This window comes from Pseudomonas sp. GM25 (genome assembly GCF_000282255.1).
GTDB classification, from domain to species: Bacteria; Pseudomonadota; Gammaproteobacteria; order Pseudomonadales; family Pseudomonadaceae; genus Aquipseudomonas; species Aquipseudomonas aphyarum.
The window spans coordinates 1-24,053 of the sequence record NZ_AKJQ01000013.1 but is presented as its reverse complement, the minus strand read 5'-3'; the positions used below and the strand labels follow the sequence as shown (position 1 = coordinate 24,053).

The following is a 24,053-nucleotide window of genomic DNA, read 5'->3' as shown; positions in this document are numbered from 1 at the left end:
GGAGCGTCCAGGGAGGCATTCCCACGCGGAGCGTGGGAACGATCATCGGAACGCCTCATGACCATTCCAATCCCCTGCTACCACTGCGCCCTGCCCGTTCCGTCGGGCAGCCGCTTCACCGCCGTCGTGCTCGGGGAATCCCGCGAGTTCTGCTGCCCTGGCTGTCAGGCCGTGGCCGAAGCCATCGTCTCCGGCGGCCTGGAAAGTTATTACCAGCATCGCAGCGAAGCTTCAGCCAACCCCGAAGCGCTGCCAGTGCAATTGGTCGATGAGCTTGAGCTGTACGACCGCGCCGACGTGCAGCAACCTTTCGTGCGCCACGAAGGTGAACTGGCCGAAACCACGCTGTTGATGGAAGGCATCAGTTGCGCCGCCTGTGGCTGGCTGATCGAGAAACACCTGCGCACCCTGCCCGCCGTGGCCGAGGCGCGACTGAACCTGTCCAACCATCGCCTGCATGTGCGCTGGGCTGACACTCAGTTGCCGCTGAGCCAGATCCTCGGCGAACTGCGCCACATCGGTTACGCCGCGCACCCGTATCAGGCTGACCGCGCCAGCGAACAACTGGCCAGCGAAAACCGCCTCGCCCTGCGTCAGCTTGGTGTGGCCGGGCTGCTGTGGTTTCAGGCGATGATGGCGACCATGGCGACCTGGCCGGAATTCAACATCGACCTCAGCCCGGAGCTGCACACGATCCTGCGCTGGGTCGCGCTGTTCCTCACCACGCCGATCGTGTTCTACAGCTGCGCGCCGTTTTTCAAAGGGGCCATGCGCGACCTGCGCACCCGTCACCTGACCATGGACGTCTCGGTATCACTGGCGATCGGCGCGGCTTATGTCGCCGGGATCTGGACTTCGATCACCGGGGTCGGCGAGCTGTACTTCGACGCGGTAGGCATGTTCGCCCTGTTCCTGCTCGCCGGGCGCTACCTCGAACGCCGCGCCCGCGAGCGCACCGCTGCTGCCACCGCACAACTGGTCAATCTGTTGCCCGCTTCGTGCCTGCGTCTCGACGACGCTGGCCAGAGTGAACGCATCCTGCTCAGCGAACTGCGCCTCGGTGACCGGGTGCTGGTTCAACCGGGTTCTGTGCTGCCCGCGGACGGCAAGATTCTCGATGGCCAGTCGAGCATCGACGAGTCGGTGCTGACCGGCGAATACCTGCCGCAACCGCGCACCAAGGGCGATGCTGTCACCGCCGGCACGCTGAACGTAGAAGGCGCGCTGACCGTCGAGGTGCAGGCGCTGGGCCAGGACACGCGACTGTCGGCCATCGTCCGCCTACTGGATCGCGCCCAAGCGGAAAAACCACGGCTGGCGGAAATCGCCGACCGCGTCGCGCAATGGTTCCTGTTGCTGTCGCTGATCGCGGCGGCTGCCATAGGCCTGCTTTGGTGGGAGCTGGACTCGTCACGGGCGTTCTGGATCGTCCTCGCGATGCTGGTTGCAACCTGCCCGTGCGCGCTGTCGCTGGCGACGCCGACCGCCCTAACCGCCGCCACCGGCACCCTGCATAAACTCGGCCTGCTGCTGACGCGCGGCCATGTGCTGGAAGGCCTGAACCAGATCGACACGGTGATCTTCGACAAGACCGGCACCCTCACTGAAGGCCGGCTGGTGCTGCGCTCGATCCGCCCGCTTGGTGCCCTCGACAGCGATCAGTGCCTGAGTCTGGCCGCCGCCCTGGAAAACCGTTCCGAACACCCGATCGCCCGCGCCTTCGGTCGCGCGCCGCTGGCTGCCGAAGATGTCCACAGTACGCCGGGGCTGGGGCTTGAAGGGTTGGTTGGCGAACAGCGCTTGCGCATCGGTCAGGCGGATTTTGTCTGTGATCTCGGCGGCGCTCCGGTGCCTTCGATGCCGAAGGAGCCGGGTCAATGGCTGCTGCTCGGTGACAGTCAGGGGCCGCTGGCCTGGTTCGCCCTCGATGACCGTCTGCGCGACGACGCCCCGGCCCTGCTCGCGGCGTGCAAGGCGCGCGGCTGGCGCACGCTGTTGCTGTCGGGCGACAGTTCGCCGATGGTCGCCAGCGTCGCTGCCGAACTGGGTATCGACGAAGCCCGGGGCGGTCTGCGCCCGGACGACAAGCTGCAAGTGTTGCAACAACTGCACAAGGCCGGTCGCAAGGTGTTGATGCTCGGCGACGGAGTCAACGACGTGCCGGTGCTGGCCGCTGCGGACATCAGCGTGGCCATGGGCTCGGCCACTGATCTGGCGAAAACCAGTGCCGACGCGGTGCTGCTGTCCAACCGCCTCGACGCTCTGGTGCAAGCTTTCACGCTGGCCCGCCGCACACGTCGGGTGATCATCGAGAACCTGTTGTGGGCCGCGCTGTACAATGGCCTCATGTTGCCGTTCGCCGCCCTCGGCTGGATCACTCCGGTGTGGGCCGCCGTCGGCATGTCGATCAGTTCGCTGACCGTGGTGCTCAACGCCCTGCGCCTGACTCGCCTGCCGAGTGCGCCGGCCGTAAACGCCACGTCAGAAACCCGCCCGCTGCCGGCCTGAGCCGCGCGGGCATGGAGTACAGATGCCAGCTCTCTACGTGATGATTCCGGCCGCGCTGCTGATCGTGGCCATCGCCGTCTACATCTTCTTCTGGGCGGTGGACAGCGGCCAGTACGACGACCTCGACGGCCCGGCCCACAGCATCCTGTTCGACGACCAGGATCCGAACCACACCGCTGCGGTGGACGAAGCCAACCCCGCCAAACCGGACGACAAGGCGCCACCCCATGCTTGAACTGGCGCCACTGCTGGTGTCTGCGTTGATTCTCGGCCTGCTCGGCGGCGGGCATTGCCTGGGCATGTGCGGCGGCTTGATGGGCGCGCTGACCCTGGCGATTCCCAAGGAGCAACGCAGCCGACGCTTTCGATTGCTGCTGGCCTATAACTTTGGGCGAATCCTCAGTTATGCCACGGCGGGATTGCTGATCGGGATGGCGGGATGGGCTGTTGCCAACAGTCCTGCTGCGCTGTTCATGCGCGTACTCGCGGGTTTGCTGCTGATCGCCATGGGCCTGTATCTGGCGGGCTGGTGGAGCGGCCTGACCCGTATCGAAAGCCTCGGTCGCGGACTGTGGCGTTACATTCAGCCTGTCGCCAATCGCTTGCTGCCGGTGTCGAGCCTGCCCCGGGCCTTACTGCTCGGCGCGCTGTGGGGCTGGCTGCCGTGCGGGTTGGTTTACAGCACGTTGCTGTGGTCGGCCAGCCAGGGCAATGCAATCGACAGCGCGTTGCTGATGCTCGCTTTCGGGCTCGGCACCTGGCCAGTGTTGCTGGCGACCGGCCTCGCCGCCGAGCGGGTGACGGCGCTGTTGCGCAAACGCAGCGTGCGCATGGCCGGCGGTCTGCTGGTGATCCTGTTCGGTATCTGGACCCTGCCGGGGCCGCACCAGCACTGGCTGATGGGCCACTGATCCCGTTGATGCAAATCAAGACGCCTTTTTGTGCCCTCCCCTAGACTCGGCACACTGCCAGCCTATCCGGGGGAATGCCCGCATGCTCGACGCCATTCGTTGGGACACCGATTTGATCCGCCGCTACGACCTGGCGGGGCCGCGCTACACCTCGTACCCGACGGCCGTGCAATTTCACAGTCAGGTCGGCACCTTCGACCTGTTTCACGCCCTGCGCGACAGCCGCAAGGCCCTGCGCCCGTTGTCGCTGTATGTGCACGTGCCGTTTTGCGCGAACATTTGCTACTACTGCGCCTGCAACAAGGTCATCACCAAGGATCGCGGCCGCGCCCTGCCTTATCTGCAACGGCTCGAGCAGGAAATCCAGCTGATCGCCTGCCACCTCGACCCGGCGCAGAAAGTCGAGCAACTGCACTTCGGCGGCGGCACGCCGACATTTCTCAGCCACGATGAATTGCGGCAACTGATGGCGCACCTGCGCAAGCATTTCAATCTGCTGGACGATGACTCCGGCGACTACGGCATCGAAATCGACCCACGCGAAGCCGACTGGTCGACCATGGGCCTGTTGCGGGAGTTGGGTTTCAACCGAGTCAGCATCGGCCTGCAGGATCTCGATCCGGCGGTACAACGGGCGGTCAATCGCCTGCAAAGCCTGGAAGAAACACGTGCGGTGATCGATGCGGCGCGCACCCTGCAATTTCGCTCGATCAACATCGACCTGATCTACGGCCTGCCCAAGCAGACCCCGGACAACTTCGCCCGCACCGTCGAGGAAGTCATCAGCCTGCAACCGGACCGGCTGTCGGTGTTCAACTACGCGCACCTGCCGGAACGCTTCATGCCGCAGCGGCGGATCAACGGCAACGAACTGCCGAGCCCGGCGCAGAAGCTGGAAATGCTGCAACGCACCATCGAACAACTGACCGCCGCCGGCTACCGCTACATCGGCATGGACCATTTCGCCCTGCCCGACGATGAACTGGCGATTGCCCAGGAAGAATCGACCCTGCAACGCAACTTCCAGGGCTACACCACCCACGGTCATTGCGACCTGATCGGGCTGGGCGTGTCGGCCATCAGCCAGATCGGGGATCTGTACTGCCAGAACAGCAGCGATCTCAATCACTACCAGAACACCCTCGCCAGCGCGCAACTGGCCACCAGCCGTGGCCTGGTGTGCAACGCCGACGACCGCTTGCGCCGCGCGGTGATTCAGCAACTGATCTGCAATTTCAGCCTGGAGTTCGCCGAGATCGAGCGCAGTTTCAACATCGATTTTCAGGGTTACTTCGGCGCGCTCTGGCCACAATTGCAGGGCATGGCGCAGGACGGGCTGATCGAACTGGATCGCGAGCGCATCACCGTGCTGCCGGCCGGGCGCCTGCTGGTGCGTTCGGTGTGCATGGTGTTCGACGCGTATCTGGAGCAGCAGAACCGCCAGCGTTTTTCGCGGGTGATTTAGCTCTTCATCAGCAGCGAGTTGGTTTTCAGGTTCTGGTCAGCGGTCAGGCCCGATTGGTCGATGACCTTGGCCAGGGACAGATTGGCGGTGATCAGACCGTTGTTGAGGGCGGAGATGGCGCCTTTGAGGGCAGCGATCTTGGCGAATCGCTCTTCGTTGGAGAGGGTCTTGTTGGCCATCAGCGCGTTGATCTGGGCGTTCTTCTCGGCGATCTGCTGGCGAAACTTGCGAATCATCTTCAGCAATTGCTGGACGTTTTCAGGCAAACCGCTTTCTTCGATATCGCGGTTTTTCCCGCCGGCACCGGCGGATTTTGCAATGGCGGCACCGGACAGCGACACTTTGACGCCCTCGACCAAGGTCGGGCTTCCCAACGATGCGGCGTCTGTGCCGGACTCATCGTCAACGGAGGTTTCAGCACTTTCCAGCAACGACGCAATGCCACTGTTACCGGGGGTCAGCGTACCAATAGCAGTCATCGAAGCGGTTCCTTGCATGCCGTCAGATACCTGTTTATCGGCCGTCATCCCTGCGGCTTTATGCCGTGGGGGCAATCTCGCCACAGACTGGCCTGAATGTCCTCCGCTGGGTTACCCTTACGCCTTATGTGTGTTTTCCCACAAGGATTTAAGAAATGTCCGAGCCAGTTAAACTGCGCGCTCACAACCAGGCTAATTGCAAGGATTGCAGCCTGGCCCCTCTCTGCCTGCCACTTTCGCTGAATCTGGAAGACATGGATGCGCTGGACGAAATCGTTAAACGTGGCCGCCCGTTGAAAAAGGGTGAGTTCCTGTTCCGCCAGGGCGACACCTTCGATTCCGTTTATGCAGTACGCTCCGGCGCCCTCAAGACCTTCAGCCTGAGCGATACCGGCGAAGAACAACTGACCGGCTTCCACCTGCCGAGCGAACTGGTCGGGCTGTCCGGCATGGACACCGAGAAACACCCGGTTTCCGCCCAGGCGCTGGAAACCACTTCGGTCTGCGAGATTCCGTTCGAACGCCTCGACGAACTGGCCCTGCAATTGCCGCAGCTGCGCCGCCAGTTGATGCGCGTGATGAGCCGCGAAATCCGCGACGACCAGCAAATGATGCTGCTGCTGTCGAAGAAGACCGCCGACGAGCGCATCGCCACCTTCCTGGTCAACCTGTCGGCGCGTTTCCGCGCTCGCGGGTTCTCGGCCAACCAGTTCCGCCTGAGCATGTCTCGCAATGAAATCGGCAACTATCTGGGGCTGGCGGTGGAAACCGTGTCCCGGGTTTTCACCCGCTTCCAGCAGAACGAACTGATCGCAGCCGAAGGCAAGGAAATCCATATCCTCGACCCGATCCAGCTCTGCGCCCTGGCCGGCGGCTCGCTCGAAGTCTGATCTCGACCCGCGGCCGAGCGTATCGTTTCAGCCGCGGGTATACTGCGCCGTTTGCAGCCCTGCCAGGACACCTCGACGATGGTCTTCGACTCCTTCGACATCAAATCCCTGATCCGCCCCGTGATCGACTTCCCGAAACCGGGCGTGATCTTTCGCGACATCACCCCGCTGTTCCAGTCGCCCAAGGCCCTGCGCCTGGTGATGGACAGCTTCGCCCACCGCTATGTGGAAGCCGACTTCACCCACATCGGTGCGATGGATGCGCGCGGTTTCCTGATCGGTTCGGTGCTGGCCTATCAGCTGAACAAGCCGCTGGTGCTGTTCCGCAAGCAAGGCAAACTGCCGGCGGACGTGCTGGCTGAAGGTTACGCGACCGAGTACGGCGAAGCGTTCCTCGAAGTGCACGCCGACAGCCTGTGTGAAGGCGATTCGGTGGTGATGTTCGATGACCTGATCGCCACCGGCGGCACGCTGATAGCAGCGGCCAACCTGATCCGCCGCATGGGCGCCCGCGTTCATGAAGCGGCGGCGATCATTGATCTGCCGGAGCTGGGTGGTTCGCAGCGTCTTGAGGACATGGGAATTCCTACTTTCTGCCTGACGCAGTTTGCGTTGACTGACAAGTAAGCGGCGCCTGCCATTACGCCTTCGCGAGCAAGCCCGCTCCCACATTCGACCGCATCCCCCTGATGGAACATGATCGAATGTGGGAGCGGGCTTGCTCGCGAAAGGGCCACCAGCGTCACCACAAAATCTAAAGCCCCATCTGTTTGCTGATGATCTCGTTCATCACTTCTCGCGTCCCGCCACCAATCGACAGGATGCGGTTATCCCGGTACAGCCGCTCCACCAGGCTTTCGCGCATATAACCCAACCCGCCAAGAATCTGCACCGCCTCGTTGGTGATCCGGTCCGAAGTGTCCGTGGCAAAGTTCTTGGCCATGGAAATCTCCTTGATCACGCTCTGCCCCGCCGCCATTTTCGCCGCCTGCCGGTAGGTGAACTCCCGCGAGACTTCCAGCGCCGTGGCCATTTCCGCGAGACGATGCTTGATCACCTGGAACTTGCCGATGGGTTTGCCGAACGCTTGCCGCTCCTTCGCCCACTTCAGGCTTTCTTCCAGCGCCAGTTGCGCGGTCATGTTGGCCATCAACGCCAATGCCAGACGTTCGCTCTGGAAGTTGCCCATGATGCAGGCGAATCCCATGTTTTCAGCGCCGATCAGATTTCCCACAGGCACCCGGCAATCGTCGAAGAACAATTCAGCCGTGTCCGACGTCCACCAACCCATTTTCTTCAGTTGCCGGCCGACGGTGAAACCGGGCGTGCCCTTCTCGATCAACAACAGGCTGATGCCGCCAAAACCGGGCGCACCGGTACGCACCGCGACGGTGTAGTAATCGGCGCGCACGCCACTGGTGATGAAGGTTTTGCTGCCGCTGACCCGGTAATGATCACCATCGCGTACGGCGCGGGTTTGCAGGTTAGCGACGTCGGAACCGCCGCCCGGCTCGGTGACGGCCAACGCACTGATTTTCTCGCCGCTGAGCACTTGAGGGACGACACGGTCACGGACTTCGGGTCGGGCCCATTTGACGATCGGCGGCAAACCGATGTCGAGCGAACCGAGACCGGCCACCAGCCCGCCGGAGCCGCAGCGCATCAGTTCCTCGCTGGCGGCGATCTTGGCGAACAGGTCACCTTCGTGACTGCCGCCCAACGCTTCGGGATAACCGATGCCGAGGATGCCGGCCGCACCGGCCTTGAGGTACAGCTCACGGGGGAAGCCTTCGGCTTCTTCCCACGCATCGATGTCCGGAAGGATCTCGCGTTCGACGAAACGTCTGACGCTGTCGCGGACCAATTGGTGGCTGGGGTCGAAGTATTCCTGGAAGGCGGGCATCGGCGAACTCCATGGAAGGGTTCGCCGAACTTAACCGAGCGCTTGCTTGGTTTTCAACAGGATTGTGTGGCTCAGAGGGAAATCGGCTTGCGCCCGGCAAACGAGTGAGCCAGCGTGCCGCCGTCCACCAATTCCAGTTCGCCACCCAACGGCACGCCGTGAGCGATGCGCGAGGCGATCAGGCCTTTGTTCTGCAGCAACTGAGCGATGTAGTGCGCCGTCGCTTCGCCTTCTACCGTCGGGTTGGTGGCGAGGATGACTTCGGTGAAGGTGCCTGCCTCTTCGATCCGCGCCATCAACTGCGGAATGCCGATGGCTTCCGGGCCCAGGCCGTCCAGCGGCGACAGGTGGCCCTTGAGCACGAAGTAGCGCCCGCGGAAGCCGGTCTGCTCGACCGCGTAGACGTCCATCGGCCCTTCCACCACGCACAGCAGCGTGTCGTCGCGGCGGGTGTCGGCGCATTGCGGGCACAGATCGTCTTCGGTCAGCGTGCGGCATTGGCGGCAGTGTCCGACCCCTTCCATGGCCTGGCTCAAGGCCTGGGCCAGACGCGTACCGCCGCTGCGGTCACGTTCGAGCAACTGCAACGCCATACGCTGGGCAGTTTTCTGACCCACGCCCGGCAAAGTTCGCAGGGCGTCGATCAGTTGGCGAATCAAAGGGCTGAAGCTCATGGGGAAAAAGTCCGACAAAACAACGAGACGCGGTTTATACCCGCGCCTCCGGCCAGCGTCAAATCCTCAGTCCTGGGCGACCTTCACCACCAGTTTGCCGAAGTTGCGCCCCTCCAGCAGCCCGATAAACGCTTGCGGCGCCTGCTCCAGGCCATCCACCACGTCCTCGCGGAATTTCACCTTGCCATCGCGCACCCACGGCACCATGGCGCTGATGAATTCCGGCTGACGATCACCGTAGTCGTCGAACACGATGAAGCCCTGAATCCGTGCGCGTTTGGTCAGCAAGGTGCGCTGTAGTGCAGGCAGACGATCCGGGCCTTTCGGCGCTTCCGAGGCGTTGTAGCCGGCGATCAGGCCGCACAGCGGGATCCGCGCCTTGGGATTGAGCAGCGGCACGACGGCATCAAACACGTGGCCGCCGACGTTTTCGTAATAGATGTCGATGCCATTGGGACAGGCCTTGGCCAGTTGCTCGGCGAAGTCCGGCGCCTTGTGATCGATACAGGCGTCGAAGCCCAGTTCCTCGACCACGTATTTGCATTTCTCGGCACCACCGGCCACGCCAACGGCGCGCAGGCCTTTGATCTTGGCGACCTGGCCAACCACCGAACCCACGGCGCCGGAAGCGGCGGCGACGACCAGTGTTTCGCCCTCTTTTGGCTGGCCGATGTCCATCAAACCCATGTAAGCGGTCATGCCGGGCATGCCCAGTACGCCGAGCGCCATCGACGGGCTCGGCAGGCCGGACGGGATCGGGATGATGTTGCGGCCATCGCTGATGCTGTGGCTTTGCCAGCCAGTGGCACCGACGACCAGATCGCCAGCATGGAATTTCGGATGACGCGACTGTTCGACCCGGCTGACAGCGCCGCCGGTCATCACCTCGCCGATTTGTACCGGCGCTGCGTAGGACGGCGCGTCACTCATGCGCCCGCGCATGTAGGGATCGAGCGACAGGTACAGGGTCTTGAGCAACACCTGGCCATCTTCAAGATCCGGCAGCGCCTCGCGCTCCAGACGGAAATTCTCGGGCGTCGGCGCGCCCACCGGCCGCGAGGCCAGCACGAAGCGTTGATTGAGGGTCAGAGGGTCGGACATGTCAGCGTCTCCTTTGAATGATGAATTCGGCGTTATAGGGAGCAGACCGTTGCAGCTATTGCGCGTTCGATGTTTCGTCAGCCGGAAACAAAAATGCCAGGCACGATGCCTGGCATTTTTTGTAGCTCATCCAACCCGCAAAGGCGAATCAGAACGGCAGTTTCATACCGGCCGGCAAATTCATGCCAGCGGTCATGCTGCCCATTTTCGCCTGGCTGTTGGCTTCGATTTGACGCACGGCGGCGTTGACGGCTGCAGCCACCAGATCCTCGACCACTTCGCGGTCGTCTTCGTCCAGGCCCGGCAGTACGCTCGGGTCGATGCTGACTTTTTTCACGTCATGACGACCGGTCATCACCACGGTGACCAGATCGCCACCGGCTTTGCCGGTGACTTCGGCGTTGGCCAGTTCTTCCTGCATCTTGGCCATTTTTTCCTGCATCTGCTGCGCCTGCTTCATCAGGCCGGCCATGCCACCTTTCATCATGGGAATCACCTCAAAAGTACTTGGATCAAAACAGCGCCCGGCCAAACAGGCCGGACGCCCTCAGTTATTAGCCCTGACTGACCAGGGCGTCGACAGGTTCAATAGTATCGTGTCGCACGACCGCACCGAACTGCTGCACCATCTGCTGGATGAACGGATCGCCGTGGATCGATTCCTCCGCCTCGCGCTGACGGTTGGCACGGCGCCGGGACGCGGCCTGGGCCGGGGTTTCCTGCTCGGGCTTGATCAGCTCGATGGTCAGGGTCAGCGTGCGCCCGTGGAACTGGTTCAGCGCATCGTTCAGACGACGCTGCTGGGTGGCGTTGAACAAGGCGCTGTGGGCCGGGTCCAGGTGCATCAGCCAGTTGTCGCCATCGACCGCGATCAGCGTGCAGTTGGCGGCGATGCTGCCGGTCATGCCGGAGATCGGCAGTTGCGGGAACAGCTCAAGCCATTGCAAGGCCAGACCGGTGGCCGGCGCGGCCGCGGGTTCCGGCTCGAGCTCCGGGGCCGGTTCTGCGGCGTGTTCGCTGGCCAGATCGTCGAGGTAGCTATAGGCCGAATCCATGTCCGGCTCGATGTAGTCCTCGTCGAGCGGCGGCTCGTCGTCCATGTCCATGCCCGGCGTGGCGGCATCGACGTCGGCCACCGACGGCTCGGGGATCGGCGCGGCGGCCCACTCCGGGGCGTCCGGCACGACGCTGTCCGGGGTCGGCAGCGGCATCGGTGGCAAATCAGGTTGTTCGGCGGTTGTTTCCAGCACCGGTTCGACGGCTGGCTGCTGCACAGGCGCCGGTTCTACCGGGTCGTTCCACGGCAGGTCGACGACTTCTTCAACGGCGACCGGCTCGGGCTCAGGCTCAGGAACGGGTTCCGGCGCAATCACCGGGGCAACCGGTGCCGGCTCGGGAACAGGCGTGGGTGCAGGTGCAACCACCGGCACTGGCGCGGGCGCAACAGCCGCAGCAACTACCGGCGCAGGTTTCGGCGCGGCAGCCACTGAGTTTGCGGAATCAACTGTGGCCTGGCTGATCCCCACTGGCTTTAGCGGTTGCCTCGGGGCGTCCGCCGTGTCTGCCGGCCGGAAGGCCAGCATCCGCAGCAGCACCATTTCGAAACCGCCTCGCGGGTCCGGCGCCAGCGGCAAGTCGCGGCGACCGATCAGGCCCATCTGGTAATAGAACTGCACGTCTTCGGCCGGCAACGCCTGGGCCAGCGCCAACACCCGGTCACGGTCGCCGTGGCCGTTGTCGACACCTTCCGGCAAGGCCTGGGCGATGGCGACGCGGTGCAGCACGTTGAGAATTTCCGAGAGCACGCCGTTCCAGTCCGGCCCCTGTTCGGCCAGATGACGCACGGCTTCGAGCAACGCCTTGGCGTCGCCTTCGATCAGCGCGTGCAGCACGTCGTAAACCTGGCCGTGATCCAGCGTACCGAGCATTGCCCGCACGTCGGCGGCCAGCACCTTGCCTTCACCGAAGGCGATGGCCTGGTCGGTCAGGCTCATGGCGTCACGCATCGAACCGTCGGCCGCGCGACCGAGCAGCCACAGTGCGTCGTCTTCGAACGGGACGTTTTCGGCGCCCAGAACGTGGGTCAGATGCTCGACCACCCGCTCAGGGGTCATGTTCTTCAGGGAGAACTGCAGGCATCGCGACAAAATCGTTGCCGGAAGTTTCTGCGGGTCGGTGGTCGCCAGGATGAACTTGACGTAGGGCGGCGGCTCTTCGAGGGTTTTCAACAGCGCATTGAAGGAATGGCTGGAGAGCATGTGCACTTCGTCGATCAGGTAGACCTTGAAGCGCCCGCGGCTCGGCGCGTACTGCACGTTGTCGAGCAGCTCGCGGGTGTCCTCGACCTTGGTCCGGCTCGCGGCGTCGATCTCGATCAGGTCGACGAAACGGCCTTCATCGATCTCGCGGCACACCGAGCACTCGCCGCACGGGCTTGAAGTGATACCTGTTTCACAGTTCAGGCATTTGGCGATGATCCGCGCAATCGTGGTCTTGCCGACGCCCCGCGTACCGGTGAAGAGGTAGGCGTGGTGCAGGCGCTGGCTGTCCAAGGCATTGATCAGAGCCTTGAGCACATGGGTCTGGCCGACCATTTCGCGGAACGAGCGCGGACGCCATTTACGTGCAAGAACCTGATAACTCATCGAAAACCGTCGCGGCAAAGGAAGCAGAAGCGGCTAATGCTAGCGGAGCAAGGGCAAAATTGCATCCGGTGTGCTCGTCTATTCTGGCTAAGCTGCATGAGCGAGGGCTTTTGTCGGCTCGGGATCGGGAATTACCGGAGCGTTTATGCGGTGGGCCGTGGGGGCATTACTGGGATTGAGCCTGAGCGCGATGGCGTCGCAACCGCCGCTGCGCTTCGTGGTTGCCGACAGCTGGGCGATGCCGATGGTGCAGATCGAACGCGGCCGCCCGACCCAGGGCATCCTCTACGACATGATGCTCAGCCTGGCGACCCAGGTCGGCGTACCGGCGCAATTTCACGTCTTGCCCCGCGCCCGCGTGCAGAACGCCATGGAACACGGCGAAGTCGACGTGCGCTGCTATGCCGCACAATCCTGGCTGCCGAACCTGTCCGGCGATTACATCTGGAGCATCCCAATGTTCTTCCAGCGCGACCTGCTGATCAGCCGTCAGGACCAACCGCCCAACGCCGATCCGGCCCACCTGCCCCGCCAGTCGATCGGCACCGTGCTCGGCTACAGCTATCCCACGCTGCAACCGATATTCGACGCCGATCGACTATGGCGCGAAGACGCGCGCAATCAGGAACAAGTGCTCGACAAACTGCTGGCCGGCCGCTACCGCTACGCCGTCAGCAATCAATGGACCCTGGACTGGTTCAACCAGCGCCTGCTGCCGGGGCAGCAACTGCAAGCGGTGGCGGTATTGCAGGAGCAGAAAGTCGGCTGCTATGTGCGCAACGACCCGAATGTACCGGTGCAGCGGATATTGAGGACGTTGCTGCGAATGAAAATGTCGGGGGAGATTGATGACATCATTCGGTTGTATACCGGCAGCGCGGGCGGCGAACCGTGAGGCAGCCCCTCAATGCCCCGCCGTATCACGAAACCGCTGGTACTCGTGATACTCGACCCACGCGACCACATCGTACGGCACGTAAAGCTTCAGCCTGGCGCGGGAGATGGCGATGTACACGGCGCAGATCCGCTGATCGAACGCGTAGGCATCCTTGAATTTCTCGTTGGTCAGCAACCCCGGCGTCAGCAGGACCTTGTCGAACTCCATACCCCCCGCCTCCTCCGCGAGCATCAGCAGGCAGCCGTTGCCGGCGTTGTCGATCATTCGGTTCAGGCGCGTCAGGTCGGCAATCATGAAGCCGTTTTCCAGCTTGGCCTTGACCCGCAGAAACGACTCGTCGAACTGGTTGGCGTCGCACACGGCCTGCCAATCGGGCAGGTCGCTGAAGTACGGATGCACACCGTTTTCGCTGAATTCGGAGCGGTAGAAATCAGGCTTGAACAGTTCGATGGCGGTGGCCATGAAATGCTTGAGCTCATCCTGGGTGCGCTTGTCCGGGAATCTGAACTTGCAGTTGGAATCGTGCAGGTGGATGGCCCAGATCATGCTGTCCCACGGCGATGCCGTCAGCACCACGCAGCCCTCGGACGGTACGAAACCTTCCGGGTATTCCTTGATGACGACGTCAGCATCGCTGGCGCCTTCGAACGGAATCTTGCCCTTCTGCGAATGCCGGGCGATCAGCGGATTGACCAGCCTTTCAACGTTGCGGCCCGAGCGCACGGAATAGCTGATATCGCTTTGGCGAACCTCGCGGTGCCGTTTGACCGGCACGCCGCTGGCCTGCTGGTACTCGTCGCCGAGGGTGATCAGAACCTGACGACCGCGTTCGATGATCTGCAAAAGCGAGCCTGGAATGTCCTGGCTCTCGTCGATCAGCACGTGCGTGTAGCGCGCGGGCACCACGCAGCCGGCGATGCAGGCGCGCTTGATCATCAGCAGCGCTTCGAAACCGGTCTGGCTGCCCCACGCCGGGTTGAGTTCGAGGTAGCCCCACACCCGGCTCGAATACTCCAGCAACACCTGAGCGTCGACGCTGGAGAGCGGCTGGTTGAAATGCGGCAGATGCTTCGCCGAAAAGGTGTGATCGCGGAAGCGGCAGTAGCGCTCGATCACTTTGAGGCAGAGTTCAAGGGTCGCCTGCCCGTCGTGGTGGCGAAAACCGAAGATATTCAGTTCCTGCGCCAACGCCTGCCGGGTCGGGATTCGCCCTCCCTCCACCTGAGGCCTGCGCCCGAGCATCAGCGACTGCGCAAACGCCAGGAAGGTCTTGCCGGCTTTCTTCTCGCTCGGCCCCACCATGCGCTGGCGAAGGACTTCCAGCTTGGCCGGGGTGCGCGCCAGCAACAGGGTTTTTTCCGGGCGTAGATGTTCCAGCAATGCGACCAGCAGATGGCTTTTGCCGATCCCCGCGTAACCTTGAACGTGCAGGTCTTCGTCCAGGTTGGCGCGGAAGGTCCTGACCAGTTTGTCCTGCGCCGGGCTCAACCAGCGCTCGCGGTAACGGGGCGTCACTATCGGCTGGCTGAACGGGTCATGGCTGCGATGGCGCCGGACTTTGTATTCGAAATCCCACTGGCCATCGGGCAACAAGTAGTCGCGTGCCGATATTTCTTCAGCCAGCAGAAAACGCAGGTTCAGAGGGTTAAGGACCTTCAGGCCGAAATACAGTTTGCGCGGGTCGAACAGCCGCTGCGCTTCCGACAGCAGACCAGCAGTCGCTGACTGTCGCTTTTCAGCAGCCCATGACAAGAGTTTGGCCAGAATTTTCTCTGCCGCCACGGCGCCGAGATCCTGCTCTTTCGTCTGCACCAGATTCTGGATGACCAGCACCGCCGCCAATTCCAGATCGGTCAGGCTTTCGAGGGTTTTGGCCCCACCCGCCTGCAACAGGTTCGCGCAGGTTTCATCCGTGACGGGCAAGAACACAGGGCTGGATAGATCGGAATGTTCCGGGAGCATAAAACCTCGCGGCCAAGGCACAGACCCTAAGGTCGATCCCGGCCAGACTCTTCATTTATTTCGGTGGCTGCGAGTATGCGGGATTGAAGAGCAAATGATTACCCCGTGTCGGCGCACTCGAGAGCAGGAGGTTTGGGTACGAACCGACAAATCGCAGGCATAAAAAAACCGCAGTGGGCAAAACCCATGCAGTTCGGTGTTGATTCGTTCGATGTTCGTTAAGGTGGTAACCCTACCAGCCACACCCCGGCACACAATGTTCCCGCTGTGGCTGCTGCCTTCCGGCTCTGACCAGGTTCACGGGTAATCGTTGCGGGGGGACCGATAGGGTCACCATAACGACACTCGCCTGTCGGCGAGCCGCGCCATTGTACCTATCTGAGACGAAGTTACAACCGCTGGTTGCAGATTAAAAATATGAAGGGCTTCAAGCACTTGCTATTGCGCCTGAAGCACCTCGTCCGCGCGGCCGCCCTCTTGCTGGATCACCAGATGTATGAAGTGCAGCTTGGCGATCGCCGCCGGCGGCAGCACAAAGGGATAGAAATCCGGCTGGCCCATGCTGCGCGACAGTTCGTTGAGCATGCCGGCCAGTTCGATCCACGCGTTGACGAACGACAGGAACGCCGCCCCGCCGGGATGCTCGGGATCGTACAGCGTGCTCGACGGAAACGGCTGGTAATCCAGGTCCATCTCCCGGGCACTCATGCCGAAACCCAGCGCCGTGTCCACTGCGTCCATCATGTGCAGGTAATGAGCCCAGGTTTCCGCCCAGTCTTCCCACGGGTGCATGGTGGCGTAGGCGCTGACGTAGTGCTGCGACCAGTCCGCCGGCGCGCCCTGTTGATAATGCCGCTCCAGCGCTTCGGCATAACTGGCGCGTTCATCGCCGAACAGGTTGCGGAAAGAACCGAGCCACGGGCCGTTGTCGATCAGGCGATCCCAGTAGTAATGCCCGACCTCATGGCGAAAATGCCCGAGCAGCGTGCGATAGGGTTCGTGCATCTGCGCCCTGACCTGCTCGCGGTGGGCGTCGTCGGCTTCTTCGATGTCGAGAGTGATCAGGCCGTTGGCGTGGCCGGTCATGGGTGCGTTGCCCTCCAGATCGACGCCGATGAAATCAAAGGCCAGGCCGGTGGCTTCGTCGACGGTTTTCGGGACGACCGGGAGGCCGAGGCTGATCAGTTGCGCCACCAGTCGCCGCTTGGCGATTTCCACCTTGCGCCAGCGTTCGGGGTTTTCCGGGACGGACAGGTCGGGGATGGTGCGATTCAGATCGCAGGCCGCGCACAGGGTGTCGTGATCGTTGGCAGGCAGCAGCCAGTTGCAGGCCGCCGGGGTGTCGAGGTTGGCGCAGCGCCGGAACAGCCCGGCCTCGGGATCGATATCCAGCGTCCAGGTACCGTCTTGCGGCCCCGGTTGCAGCGACGTCAGCCGACTGTGCTCCGGTTGATAACCCAGCGCCGCGTTGCAGGCCAGGCACTGGCTGTTGCGAAAGAACAGCGACTGGCCGCAGCGGCACGGCCAGACTTTGCTGTTGCGCGAGGATTCGCCCATGAACGGCGCGACGATGCGGGAACTGAGCTGCTCGAAAAAGCGGTACATGGCGATCTCTCCCTTGGGCTTGCCAAGACTAGATCATTCCCGCCCAAAGTTCGTTCCCACGCTCTGCGTGGGAATGCATACCGTGACGCTCTGCGTCACAGCGGACGCGGAGCGTCCGGGGCGGCTTTCCCACGCGGAGCGTGGGAACGATCATCAGGCGCTGATACCGTGCCCTTTCAGGAACGCGATAAACGCCTCTTCATCCATCACTTTCACGCCCAGTTCGTTGGCCTTGGTCAGTTTCGACCCGGCGCCCGGCCCGGCGACCACGCAATGGGTCTTGGCCGACACGGAACCGGCGACCTTGGCGCCGAGGCTTTCCAGGTGTTCCTTGGCGACGTCGCGGCTCATCAGCTCGACCTTGCCGGTCAGCACCCAGGTTTCCCCGGCCAGCGGCAGGCCTTCGACGACTTTCTTTTCACTCTGCCAATGCATGCCGAAATCGCGCAGTTGCTTCTCGGCGTCTTCAGCCAGTTGACGATGCTCGGCCAAGGCGAAAAACTCGCGAACCGAATTGGCCTGTTTCTCCGGCAACGCCTGGCGCATGTCCAGCCAGTCCGCGGTCATCACCCCTTCCAGCGATTCGAACTTGTCCGCCAGCTTCTGCGCGCCACCCGGCCCGACCGAAGGAATGTGCAGCTTGTCGAGGAAGCCACCCAGCGTGGTGCTCGCGGCAAACTCGGCGCCCAACTCGCCCTGATCCTGAATCTGCAAACCGTGGCCCAGCAGCTCGGTGATCACCTGCTGGTTGTGCGCATCTTCGAAGAAGCTGTGAATCTCGTGCGCCACTTCCAGGCCGATGTCCGGCAAGTACGTCAGCACCTGCGGCAAGGCTTGCTGAACACGCTCCAGCGACCCCAGCGAACGCGCCAGCACCTTGGCCGTCTCCTCGCCGACATCCGGAATGCCCAGCGCATAGATGAAGCGCGCCAGGCCCGGTTTCTTGCTGTCTTCAATCGCAGCCAGCAACTTGTTGCTCGACACCTCGGCGAAGCCTTCGAGATCAACAATGTCCTCGAACTTCAGCGCATAAAGATCAGCCGGCGAACTGACCAGACCTTCGTCCACCAATTGCTCGACGCTCTTGTCGCCAAGACCTTCGATGTCCATCGCGCGGCGCGATACGAAGTGGATGATCGCTTGCTTGAGTTGCGCACCGCAGGCCAGTCGGCCAACGCAGCGATACACCGCGCCTTCGCTGATGGTTTCCTTGCCCTTGCTGCGCTTAACCAGTTGCGTGCGCTCGACGTGGGAGCCGCAGACCGGGCAGCTCTCGGGAATCTGCACCAGCCGCGCGTCTTCCGGGCGGCGCTCCATGACCACTTGCACCACTTGCGGGATCACGTCACCGGCGCGGCGAATGATCACCGTATCGCCGATCATCAGACCCAGCCGGGCGACTTCGTCCATGTTGTGCAACGTGGCGTTGGCCACGGTGACGCCGGCAACCTTGACCGGCTTCAACCGTGCCACAGGCGTGACGGCGCCGGTGCGACCGACCTGGAATTCCACGTCGAGCAGTTCGGTGAGTTCTTCCATGGCCGGGAATTTGTGAGCGATGGCCCAGCGCGGTTCACGGGCGCGGAAGCCCAGTTCGCGCTGGTCGGCAATGCTGTTGACCTTGAACACCACGCCGTCGATTTCATAGGCCAGCGAGTTACGGCGTTCGCCGATATCGCGGTAGTAGTCCAGGCATTCGCCGATGCCCTTGGCCAGTTTCAATTCGTGGCTGATCGGCATGCCCCAGGCTTGCAGTTGCTTGAGGTTGCCGATGTGGGTGTCGGCGATGTCGTTGGACACCTGACCGATGCCGTAGCAGCAGAATTCCAGCGGACGGTTGGCGGTGATCTTCGAATCCAGCTGGCGCAGGCTGCCGGCGGCAGCGTTGCGCGGGTTGGCGAAAGTCTTGCCGCCGATTTCCAGTTGCGAAGCGTTGAGGCGTTCGAAACCGGCCTTGGACATGAACACTTCGCCGCGCACTTCCAGGGTCGCCGGCCAGCCTTCGCCGTGCAGCTTCAGCGGGATGTTGCGCACGGTGCGCACGTTGACGCTGATGTCTTCACCAGTGGTGCCGTCGCCGCGGGTGGCGCCGCGCACCAGTACGCCGTCCTGATACAACAGACTGACCGCCAGGCCATCGAGTTTCGGCTCGCAGCTGTATTCCACCGCCGCGCCACCGCCGAACAGGTCACCGGCCGGCAGGTCCAGACCTTCGGTCACCCGGCGGTCGAACTCGCGCATGTCGGTTTCTTCGAAGGCGTTGCCGAGGCTGAGCATCGGCACTTCGTGACGCACCTGAGTGAACGCGGTCAGCGCCACGCTGCCGACGCGCTGGGTCGGCGAGTCGCTGGTGATCAGTTCAGGGTTGGCCGCCTCCAGCGCCTTGAGCTCGTGGAACAACCGGTCGTACTCGGCATCCGGAATGCTAGGCTCATCGAGGACGTGGTAACGGTAGTTGTGCTGATCGAGTTCAGCGCGCAGCTCTAGAATGCGGTCTTTGGCGGCAGTCATGGGTGTTCTCTCATAAAGCAAAAGAGCAGCCGAGGCTGCTCAATCTATTTTGCCGATTGCCCCTTTATTGCGAGGCAACCTTTTCAATCAACGCTTCTGGGTCAGGGCGCGACGTTCGAATTCAACGATGCGCTGACGGTAGTGCTCGATGGTTTGCGCGGTCAGGACGCTGCGCTGGTCATCTTTCAACTCGCCGTTCAATTCCTGGGACAGCTTGCGGGCTGCCGCCACCATCACGTCGAAGGCCTGCTTCGGATGACGCGGGCCTGGCAGGCCGAGGAAGAAGCTCACCGCCGGGGTGCTGAAATGGTCGATGTCGTCCAGATCGAAGATACCCGGCTTGACCGCGTTGGCCATCGAGAACAGCACTTCACCGTTGCCGGCCATGCTTTCGTGACGGTGGAAGATATCCATCTCGCCGAAACGCAGGCCGCTTTCCAGAATGTTCTGCAACAGTGCCGGGCCTTTGAAGCCGGCCGGGTCGCGGCAGATCACGCTGATCACCAGCACTTCTTCGGCTTGCGGCTGATCTTTATCAGCCACTGCCGCCGACGATTTGGTGGCAGGCTCGACGAAATCATCGTCGCGGCTGCTGAAGCTCGGGCCGCCGTCCAGATCCAGATCGAGGTTCAGGTCGCCCTGGGCCGGACCGTTGCTGCCACGCTTGCCGCGCTTGGAACCGGATTCGCGAGGCTCGCGTGCTTCGCGGGCCGGCATGCTCACCGATGGCAGATCGTGTTCGTCCAGTTGCGGCTCTTTATGGGTATCCAGCACGCGGGCCGGGCCCAACAGCTCAGCGCTGGTGTCCTCGTCCGGCAGGTTGGACAGACTTCGGTCAAGACGGAATTTCAGTTTTCCCTTGCCGCCGCGCATACGGCGCCAGCCATCGAAAAGAATACCGGCTATCACAATGATGCCGATGACGATCAGCCACTCGCGCAGACCGATTTCCATGTAATCCCGTGCCTCTATAAAAAATGCTGAAAAATAAGGGGTTTACACTGTGCAAACCGCTTTAAAACGTGGCGCCAACTCTATGTTCTGACAGGCGTTTTGCCCACGTATACGAAAAATTGACATTAAACTAGCACGACCAAAGACAACTTTACACCGTCTGTCTCATTGGCTTGCGCGATTATGTCGATTGGCCAGCAAGTCGAAGCCGGTAAATATGTCCTACAGACTACAAATACCCTTTCCGACAGCGCCGGCTCAGGCATCCACCATCGCCATCGCCTCCTCGACATCCACGGCTACCAGTCGCGAACAACCCGGCTCGTGCATCGTCACCCCCATCAACTGGTCAGCCATTTCCATGGCGATCTTGTTGTGGGTGATATAGATGAACTGCACGGTCTGCGACATCTCTTTGACCAATCGTGCGTAGCGTCCAACGTTAGCGTCATCCAGTGGCGCGTCAACTTCATCGAGCATGCAGAACGGCGCCGGATTCAACTTGAAGATCGCAAAAACCAGTGCCAGTGCCGTCAGGGCTTTCTCGCCGCCGGAGAGCAAATGGATGGTGCTGTTCTTCTTCCCGGGCGGCTGCGCCATGATCGTCACCCCTGTATCGAGTAGATCTTCGCCCGTCAGTTCCAAATACGCCCGTCCGCCACCGAAAACTTTCGGGAAAAGCGCCTGTAAACCGCCATTGATCTGATCAAAGGTATCTTTGAAACGGTTACGGGTTTCCTTGTCGATCTTGCGGATGACGTTTTCCAGCGTCTCCAGCGCTTCGACCAGATCGGCGTCCTGGGCATCCAGATAACGTTTACGCTCGGATTGTTGCGTGTATTCATCGATCGCCGCGAGGTTGATCGCGCCCAGGCGCTGAATGCGCGCGGCGATGCGTTCAAGTTCTTCTTCGGCGGCCTTCTCGCTGGCCTCGGCGGTCAGGGTGTTGAGCACGCCGTGCAGATCGTAGCCGTCTTCCAGCAGTTGATCTTGCAGGGCCTTGCGGCGCACGGTCAGGGCCTGCCATTCCATGCGTTGCTGTTCGAGCTGGCCACGGATCAATTGCGATTGCTGCTCGGCCTGGGTCCGTCGTTTTTCCGCGTCACGCAGTTCGCGGTCGGCGTCTTCGAGCGCGATCTGGGCGGTCTTGAGTTCGTCGTCGACGCTCATGCGCTTGTCGAGCAACTCTTCGAGTTTCAGACGCAGCTCTTCCAGCGGCGCCTCGCCCTCCTCCAGATTCAGGCTGAGCTGTTCACGTTTTTCAGTCAGGCGCTCGGCCTGCATTTCCAGACGTTCGAGGGCCTGACGCGTCGAATCATGTTGTGCACGCAGCGAGCCGAGGCGCACGGCCAATTGATGGGCGTGGTCCTTGTGCTGACGAGCCTCCTGACGCACCCGATCCAGCCGTTCGCGCAGGCTGTCGCGCTGGGCCAGCAGCAATTCGCGTTGCTCGGTGTCGAGGGCCATGGCGTCGAGGGCGTCCTGCAACTGGATCCGCGCTTCGCCGATGTTTTCGTGTTCCAGCTCGCGCTGCTCGGCGAGCTCGACCAGTTCTTCGTCGAGGCGGGTGCGACGCAGATTCAACTGCTCAGCCTTGGCCTTGCCGGCGGACAGCTGAGCTTTCAATTCACCTTGCTGACGGGCTTCGTCCTGCAACAGGCGACGCAAATGTTCGCGACCGTTTTCCTGCTGACGCTGTTGCGCGCGCAGGGTCTGCAAACGGGTTTCCATGGCCTCGACCGTGGCTTCGCGCTCTTCGCGTTCCGCATGCAGCGATTCGATTTCCTGGCCGCGTGCGAGCATGCCGCTTTCGGCTTCGCTGGCGCGGCGTACCCGCAGAAAATGCCGGCCGACCCAGTAACCGTCGCGGCTGATCAGGCTCTGGCCGGCAGCCAGTTGGCCGCGCAGGGCCAGCGCCTGTTCAAGGCTGTCGACCGGTTTGACCTGAGCGAGCCAGGGCGACAAATCGACCTGCGCCTCGACCTTGTCCAGCAGGCTGCCAGCCACGCGCACGCCGTCATTGCCGGGGCTGAGCAAACGCAGATCGCCCTGGGCGAAACCGGACAGATCGAAGCCGTCGAAATCATCCACCAGCACCGCTTGCAGGTCGGCGCCGAGCACGGTTTCGACCGCCAGCTCCCAACCGGCCTCGACCTTCAGGCCTTCGGCCAGACGCGGACGCTCGGCGAGGTTGTGTTCCTTCAGCCATTCAGCGGTGCCTGTGCCCGGATCGAGCGCAGCCTGCTGCAAGGCTTCGAGGGATGCGAGTCGACCATTGAGGCGCTGCAAATCGCCCTGCGCCTGTTGTTGCGCAGTCAATGCTTGCTGCAATTCCTGGCGCAGTTGCTCGAGCTTTTCGACCTGGGCTTCTTCGCTGGTCTGCAAATCTTCAAGGGTCGCTTCGGACTCGGCGAGCTGTTCGCTGAGCTCCATGATCGCCGCGTCTTCCGGATCGGCCGACAGCAGCGCCCGTTCTTCGCCCAGACGCTTTTGCCGATCGGCCAGACGCTCCATGCTGGTTTCCAGTTGCTGGATCCGCGACTGCTGCACTTCGGCCTGACGACGCGGTTCGGCGGCAGTCAGGTTGAAGGCGTCCCACTGCTCCTGCCAGCCGTGCATGACGGTTTCGGAGTCTTCCAGCGCAGCGGCGGCTTCCTCGGCGGCAGCGTTGGTGATTTCCTGCTCAGGGGTCAGTTGATCAAGTTCTTCGCCGAGAGTCAGCAGTAAGGTGCGGTCGTGGCCCAGGTGCGATTCGGTTTCGAGGCGTGCGCGTTCGGCTTCTTTCAGATCGTCCTGCAATTGGCGCAGACGCTGCTGGCCGTGCTGGATACTCTGCTCGACCCGGGCGATGTCGCCGCCGACCGAATAGAAGCGCCCCTGCACCAGATTGAAGCGCTCGGACAGGTCATGGTGACCGTCGCGCAGGCGTTCAATGGCGGCGTCGGCGTTGCGTTGCTCAGCGACCAGCGCTTCGAAGCTGATTTCCTGGTTGCCGATGATCGATTCGCGCTGACCGACCTGATCGTTCAGATCCTGCCAGCGCAGGGCCGACAATTGCGCCTTGAGCTGGCGTTCTTCGGCTTTGTATTCCTGATACTTCTTGGCGGCCTCGGCCTGACGGTGCAGGCGTTCGAGCTGACGTTCGAGCTCTTCGCGCAGGTCAGTCAGACGGGCAAGGTTTTCGTGGGTGCGGCGAATGCGGTTTTCGGTCTCGCGCCGGCGCTCCTTGTACTTGGAGATGCCGGCGGCTTCTTCGATGAAGTTACGCAGGTCTTCAGGCTTGGACTCGATCAGCTTGGAGATCATCCCCTGCTCGATGATCGAGTAGCTGCGCGGGCCAAGGCCGGTGCCGAGGAAGATGTCGGTGATGTCGCGACGACGGCATTTGGCGCCGTTGAGGTAATAAGTCGTCTGGCTGTCGCGGGTCACTTTGCGGCGGATCGAAATTTCCGCATAAGCGGCCCACTCGCCCAGCAGCGTACCGTCGGAGTTGTCGAACACCAGTTCGATGCTCGCCTGACTCACCGGTTTGCGGCTGGTCGAGCCG

At 62.2% G+C, this 24,053-nt stretch carries 18 protein-coding genes and 1 other RNA gene; 7 read left to right on the top strand and 12 right to left on the bottom strand.

Annotated features, from left to right (window positions below; all coding sequences use genetic code 11):
- The first annotated feature begins 57 nt into the window (after window positions 1-57).
- The 4 genes from PMI24_RS05320 (at window position 58) to hemN (ending at window position 4,884) form a co-directional block, all read left to right on the top strand.
- Entirely contained in the window at window positions 58-2,508 is a 2,451-nt protein-coding gene (locus tag PMI24_RS05320; protein ID WP_007951660.1) for a heavy metal translocating P-type ATPase, read from the top strand.
- 22 nt (window positions 2,509-2,530) lie between these two features.
- Complete coding sequence (gene ccoS / locus PMI24_RS05315) at window positions 2,531-2,743, top strand: cbb3-type cytochrome oxidase assembly protein CcoS (RefSeq protein WP_007951659.1); 213 nt, start codon at window positions 2,531-2,533, stop codon at window positions 2,741-2,743.
- A complete protein-coding gene (locus PMI24_RS05310) occupies window positions 2,736-3,419 on the top strand; it encodes a sulfite exporter TauE/SafE family protein (RefSeq protein ID WP_007951657.1) in 684 nt (227 codons plus the stop codon). The genes ccoS and PMI24_RS05310 overlap by 8 nt, the downstream gene beginning before the upstream one ends.
- 82 nt (window positions 3,420-3,501) lie before the next feature.
- The gene (gene hemN / locus PMI24_RS05305) at window positions 3,502-4,884 is read left to right on the top strand and encodes an oxygen-independent coproporphyrinogen III oxidase (RefSeq protein ID WP_007951656.1); all 1,383 of its coding nucleotides are present in this window, start codon (window positions 3,502-3,504) and stop codon (window positions 4,882-4,884) included.
- Here hemN and PMI24_RS05300 read toward each other — a convergent pair.
- Window positions 4,881-5,363 (bottom strand): hypothetical protein, encoded by a 483-nt coding sequence (locus PMI24_RS05300; RefSeq protein ID WP_007951655.1) that lies wholly within the window; start codon window positions 5,361-5,363, stop codon window positions 4,881-4,883. The two genes, hemN and PMI24_RS05300, sit on opposite strands and share 4 nt — an antisense overlap.
- A 155-nt stretch (window positions 5,364-5,518) precedes the next feature.
- Between PMI24_RS05300 and fnr the strand changes: the two genes are divergently transcribed.
- Both fnr and PMI24_RS05290 read left to right on the top strand, forming a co-directional pair.
- A complete protein-coding gene (gene fnr / locus PMI24_RS05295) occupies window positions 5,519-6,253 on the top strand; it encodes a fumarate/nitrate reduction transcriptional regulator Fnr (protein WP_007951654.1) in 735 nt (244 codons plus the stop codon).
- A gap of 78 nt (window positions 6,254-6,331) precedes the next feature.
- A complete protein-coding gene (locus PMI24_RS05290; RefSeq protein ID WP_003223345.1) occupies window positions 6,332-6,880 on the top strand; it encodes an adenine phosphoribosyltransferase in 549 nt (182 codons plus the stop codon).
- A 127-nt stretch (window positions 6,881-7,007) separates the two neighbouring features.
- Here PMI24_RS05290 and PMI24_RS05285 read toward each other — a convergent pair whose 3' ends face one another.
- The 5 genes from PMI24_RS05285 to dnaX form a co-directional block, all read right to left on the bottom strand.
- Window positions 7,008-8,156, bottom strand: a complete 1,149-nt coding sequence (locus tag PMI24_RS05285; protein ID WP_007951653.1) for an acyl-CoA dehydrogenase family protein — start codon at window positions 8,154-8,156, stop codon at window positions 7,008-7,010.
- A 71-nt stretch (window positions 8,157-8,227) separates the two neighbouring features.
- Window positions 8,228-8,830: a recombination mediator RecR gene (recR, locus tag PMI24_RS05280; protein WP_007951652.1), complete on the bottom strand. Its 603-nt coding sequence runs from the start codon at window positions 8,828-8,830 to the stop codon at window positions 8,228-8,230.
- A 66-nt stretch (window positions 8,831-8,896) separates the two neighbouring features.
- Window positions 8,897-9,931 carry an NADP-dependent oxidoreductase gene (locus tag PMI24_RS05275; protein WP_007951651.1) on the bottom strand — a complete coding sequence of 345 codons (1,035 nt, stop codon included), beginning with the start codon at window positions 9,929-9,931 and terminating at the stop codon, window positions 8,897-8,899.
- Between the two features lie 148 nt (window positions 9,932-10,079).
- Window positions 10,080-10,418 (bottom strand): YbaB/EbfC family nucleoid-associated protein, encoded by a 339-nt coding sequence (locus PMI24_RS05270; RefSeq protein ID WP_007951650.1) that lies wholly within the window; start codon window positions 10,416-10,418, stop codon window positions 10,080-10,082.
- Between the two features lie 67 nt (window positions 10,419-10,485).
- Window positions 10,486-12,576, bottom strand: a complete 2,091-nt coding sequence (gene dnaX / locus PMI24_RS05265) for a DNA polymerase III subunit gamma/tau (RefSeq protein WP_007951649.1) — start codon at window positions 12,574-12,576, stop codon at window positions 10,486-10,488.
- A 145-nt stretch (window positions 12,577-12,721) separates the two neighbouring features.
- Here dnaX and PMI24_RS05260 point away from each other — a divergent pair, with 145 nt between their 5' ends.
- Window positions 12,722-13,471 (top strand): substrate-binding periplasmic protein, encoded by a 750-nt coding sequence (locus PMI24_RS05260; RefSeq protein ID WP_007951648.1) that lies wholly within the window; start codon window positions 12,722-12,724, stop codon window positions 13,469-13,471.
- 9 nt (window positions 13,472-13,480) lie between these two features.
- Here PMI24_RS05260 and PMI24_RS05255 read toward each other — a convergent pair whose 3' ends face one another.
- The 6 genes from PMI24_RS05255 to smc form a co-directional block, all read right to left on the bottom strand.
- A complete protein-coding gene (locus PMI24_RS05255) occupies window positions 13,481-15,436 on the bottom strand; it encodes a hypothetical protein (protein ID WP_007951647.1) in 1,956 nt (651 codons plus the stop codon).
- Window positions 15,437-15,666: 230 nt separating this feature from the next.
- Window positions 15,667-15,763: signal recognition particle sRNA small type (gene ffs / locus PMI24_RS28680), an RNA gene on the bottom strand.
- 111 nt (window positions 15,764-15,874) lie between these two features.
- Entirely contained in the window at window positions 15,875-17,041 is a 1,167-nt protein-coding gene (locus tag PMI24_RS05250) for a zinc-binding metallopeptidase family protein (RefSeq protein WP_007951646.1), read from the bottom strand.
- A gap of 153 nt (window positions 17,042-17,194) precedes the next feature.
- Window positions 17,195-19,552 (bottom strand): NAD-dependent DNA ligase LigA, encoded by a 2,358-nt coding sequence (gene ligA, locus PMI24_RS05245; protein ID WP_007951645.1) that lies wholly within the window; start codon window positions 19,550-19,552, stop codon window positions 17,195-17,197.
- Between the two features lie 87 nt (window positions 19,553-19,639).
- Window positions 19,640-20,506, bottom strand: coding sequence for a cell division protein ZipA (gene zipA / locus PMI24_RS05240; RefSeq protein ID WP_007951644.1), 867 nt, complete (start codon window positions 20,504-20,506; stop codon window positions 19,640-19,642).
- Window positions 20,507-20,764: 258 nt separating this feature from the next.
- Window positions 20,765-24,053, bottom strand: a 3,289-nt coding sequence (gene smc / locus PMI24_RS05235; RefSeq protein WP_007951643.1) for a chromosome segregation protein SMC, incomplete at its 5' end; no start/stop codon positions are given.

Bases quoted from the DNA above. Each gene is read 5' to 3' on its own strand.
- PMI24_RS05285 (WP_007951653.1), bottom strand. From the start codon at position 8,156: ATGCCCGCCTTCCAGGAATACTTCGACCCCAGCCACCAATTGGTCCGC.
- PMI24_RS05300 (WP_007951655.1), bottom strand. From the start codon at position 5,363: ATGACTGCTATTGGTACGCTGACCCCCGGTAACAGTGGCATTGCGTCG.
- zipA (WP_007951644.1), bottom strand. From the start codon at position 20,506: ATGGAAATCGGTCTGCGCGAGTGGCTGATCGTCATCGGCATCATTGTG.
- PMI24_RS05255 (WP_007951647.1), bottom strand. From the start codon at position 15,436: ATGCTCCCGGAACATTCCGATCTATCCAGCCCTGTGTTCTTGCCCGTC.
- PMI24_RS05320 (WP_007951660.1), top strand. From the start codon at position 58: ATGACCATTCCAATCCCCTGCTACCACTGCGCCCTGCCCGTTCCGTCG.
- PMI24_RS05275 (WP_007951651.1), bottom strand. From the start codon at position 9,931: ATGTCCGACCCTCTGACCCTCAATCAACGCTTCGTGCTGGCCTCGCGG.
- ccoS (WP_007951659.1), top strand. From the start codon at position 2,531: ATGCCAGCTCTCTACGTGATGATTCCGGCCGCGCTGCTGATCGTGGCC.
- PMI24_RS05290 (WP_003223345.1), top strand. From the start codon at position 6,332: ATGGTCTTCGACTCCTTCGACATCAAATCCCTGATCCGCCCCGTGATC.
- recR (WP_007951652.1), bottom strand. From the start codon at position 8,830: ATGAGCTTCAGCCCTTTGATTCGCCAACTGATCGACGCCCTGCGAACT.
- hemN (WP_007951656.1), top strand. From the start codon at position 3,502: ATGCTCGACGCCATTCGTTGGGACACCGATTTGATCCGCCGCTACGAC.
- PMI24_RS05250 (WP_007951646.1), bottom strand. From the start codon at position 17,041: ATGTACCGCTTTTTCGAGCAGCTCAGTTCCCGCATCGTCGCGCCGTTC.
- PMI24_RS05260 (WP_007951648.1), top strand. From the start codon at position 12,722: ATGCGGTGGGCCGTGGGGGCATTACTGGGATTGAGCCTGAGCGCGATG.
- fnr (WP_007951654.1), top strand. From the start codon at position 5,519: ATGTCCGAGCCAGTTAAACTGCGCGCTCACAACCAGGCTAATTGCAAG.
- PMI24_RS05270 (WP_007951650.1), bottom strand. From the start codon at position 10,418: ATGATGAAAGGTGGCATGGCCGGCCTGATGAAGCAGGCGCAGCAGATG.
- PMI24_RS05310 (WP_007951657.1), top strand. From the start codon at position 2,736: ATGCTTGAACTGGCGCCACTGCTGGTGTCTGCGTTGATTCTCGGCCTG.
- dnaX (WP_007951649.1), bottom strand. From the start codon at position 12,576: ATGAGTTATCAGGTTCTTGCACGTAAATGGCGTCCGCGCTCGTTCCGC.
- ligA (WP_007951645.1), bottom strand. From the start codon at position 19,552: ATGACTGCCGCCAAAGACCGCATTCTAGAGCTGCGCGCTGAACTCGAT.